The organism is Micromonospora sp. DT4, from assembly GCF_049841675.1.
Taxonomy (GTDB): Bacteria; Actinomycetota; Actinomycetes; order Mycobacteriales; family Micromonosporaceae; genus Micromonospora.
Genome location: NZ_JBNCKT010000249.1, coordinates 1 through 2,390 on the forward strand (window position 1 = coordinate 1; position 2,390 = coordinate 2,390).

A 2,390-nucleotide genomic window follows, 5' to 3' on the forward strand; every position below is an offset into this window, starting at 1 on the left:
GCCCGCTTCCGCTTCCCGCACGACACCCGGCGGCAGGATGACCGACTCCCTCACCACCGCCACACCAGAGCCTGACGAGCCCTCCCACGGCAAGGGCCGACGACCCACAGCCAGATTGGCGGTCTTCTGTGTCGCGGCGGACACCGACCGCGACTCCCCACCGGCCGCCGCCTTTGGGCGCACAAGAGCCGCCGCCTTTGGGCGCACAAGAAAGGTCTTGTCGCCCCGAGACTCCGTCTGCAGCCCACGGGCGCTCAGAGCCTGAGCGATCATCCCCTGCGGATCCACAAGCCCGTGGCGGATGAGAGTACGCATCCGCACGCCGAGATCAATGACGTCCCCCGTTTCCGGGAGCGTGACCTGGGTGTCGCGTGTAGGGATCTTTCCCGCCCTTGTGGAGTCGCCTTTGCACCAGAGGTCATAAGCGGCGAACGTCTCCTTGTCCCTATCTGCCTTCTCGGCAACAGTGACAAGCATGCTCTTGTCTCGGGGGATTAGAATCTTGTTGCGGTTGACCTTCGGCTGGAAACCGCTATCTTTCAGAACATCGAAGAGTCCCTGATGAAACAAAAGCCCCGTTTTCCGCAAAACATGAAATGTTTGCCCGACGGGGTGAACCTTCCCCCCGGCATCCTTCACCTCTTTTGTCTGGGCGGGAATTTTGCCCGAGTTCTTGCCATCTGGCCCCACCCAAAGCTGAATCCCCGCGATCCGCTCCTGATTGTCCTCTTCCTGCTTGGCTGTTGGCGGCTGGGGCTTCGGTGACGGCTCCCCGAGAACCCTCAAACCATCAAATTTCGATGTGTCGTCCTCATTCAGGTAGATGACCTCGAGGCCGCCTTTTCCTGCCAGCATCGCGGCCATCTTACCGGTCGGGTCGGCATGCCCGTTGATCTTGAGATTGGACATAAACTGGCCGAGCTGGAACTGCTTGTCTGGATTATTCGGATTGGGTCGCTCCAGCGTGGCGTCCGGCATCTGCCCGATGTTATGGGGTATACCGTTTGCGTCTTTCTCGTCGAGCCAGATGTCATAGACGGCGATGAAGTCTCTCACGTTCTCGTCGCTCATTTTCTGAAACTCGACGATATGCATATGTTTGCGACCGTCGTCGTATTTGACCGTGAATCCGGCGTCCGTCAGGGCTTGGGCAAGCTTGCCATCGACGGAATACACCCCAACTTGTGTCAGGTTATGGAGAATTCTTCCGATGGGGTATGCCTTTCCTTTGACATTCACAGAATCGCCCCCAGGGGGGATTTTGTTTCGACGGTTGGGGGGGTCTTTCTGCACCCATGTGGTGATGGCGGCGACACGATCGTCCACGGTGTAGCGGTGTGGCTTGTGACCTTTGTTGGGGTATGGCTTCTGGCGTTGTTTTTGGCGTGATGTTCGGGTTGGTCCGCTGGTGGACGGGGCCGCCGTGTTGTCCTGGCGAGGTGCCTCGTCGTTGACGGGCCGGGCTCGGGTCGGGCGGGTGCTGGGCCCGGCGGTGGGTAGCGTCAGCCGTGGCAGAGGCTCACCAGAGGTGATCAAAGGTGTCGATTGGCTGCCGGCGGGGGTGTCGGCTCCCTCGTCGCTGAAGAGGTCGCCGAAGCGGTCGCCGTCCTCGACGTCGGAATCGTCCTGGGCGTGGGAGTCGTGCTGGTGTTCGCCGGTGGTGCTCGCGGGCACGGCGCTGGTGCTCGCGGTGGGCTCGGGCGGGTGGGGTGTGAGCAATGCCTGGAAGGGGTCGTCCCAGGTGCCGGTCAGTGGCGCCGTCCACTGTCCGGATATGAAGTCCTGCGACGTGAGGTCGAGCATCGCCTGGTCGAAGGGCACGTGGGTGTCCTGTGTGAACAGGTCCATCGCTATGTCGTCGAACGATCCGCCGATCTGAGCGTCATGCATCTCGCCGACGAGGTCGTCCAGGGTGTTCATCCCCGCGCCGAAGGGGTCGTTCGAGGTGTCCACCCCCACGGCGAAGGGGTCGTTCAGGGCGTTCACCCCCGCGGTGCTCCACGCGGGGTCGATAGAGTCGATGACCGCCGCGATGTTCGGGCCCTGCTTATCGATTTCATCGGAAGACAAAGATCGCGCGGGCACCCTCTGGTGAGCGAGGGTGTAGTCGAGACTGAGGTCATCTATGTACACCACATACATGCCCTGGCCCATGGCCCACCGCGCGTCCTGCATCGTACGTATTTAGCTTGGGTCTGCGGATTGGATGGGTTGGTGGTGGGTGCCCGGCCTGTGGATGATCCTGGTGGTGTTCAGCGGGGATGACCTTTGATCAACGCGGGTGGGTTGGTGTGACATAGTGCCCGGGTGTCTGGTTCTGGTCCGCAGCGTCCGTCGTATGACGACTTGGTCGCGCTGGTCACGGAACAGGCCGCGGTGATCGCCGCGTT

At 61.5% G+C, this 2,390-nt stretch carries 1 protein-coding gene; it reads right to left on the reverse strand.

Going from position 1 to position 2,390, the window contains the following annotated elements:
* A partial coding sequence (locus tag ACLQ24_RS29330; protein ID WP_425894980.1) for a hypothetical protein occupies nt 1-2,154 on the reverse strand: 2,154 nt, incomplete at its 3' end.
* Nucleotides 2,155-2,390 lie beyond the last annotated feature (236 nt).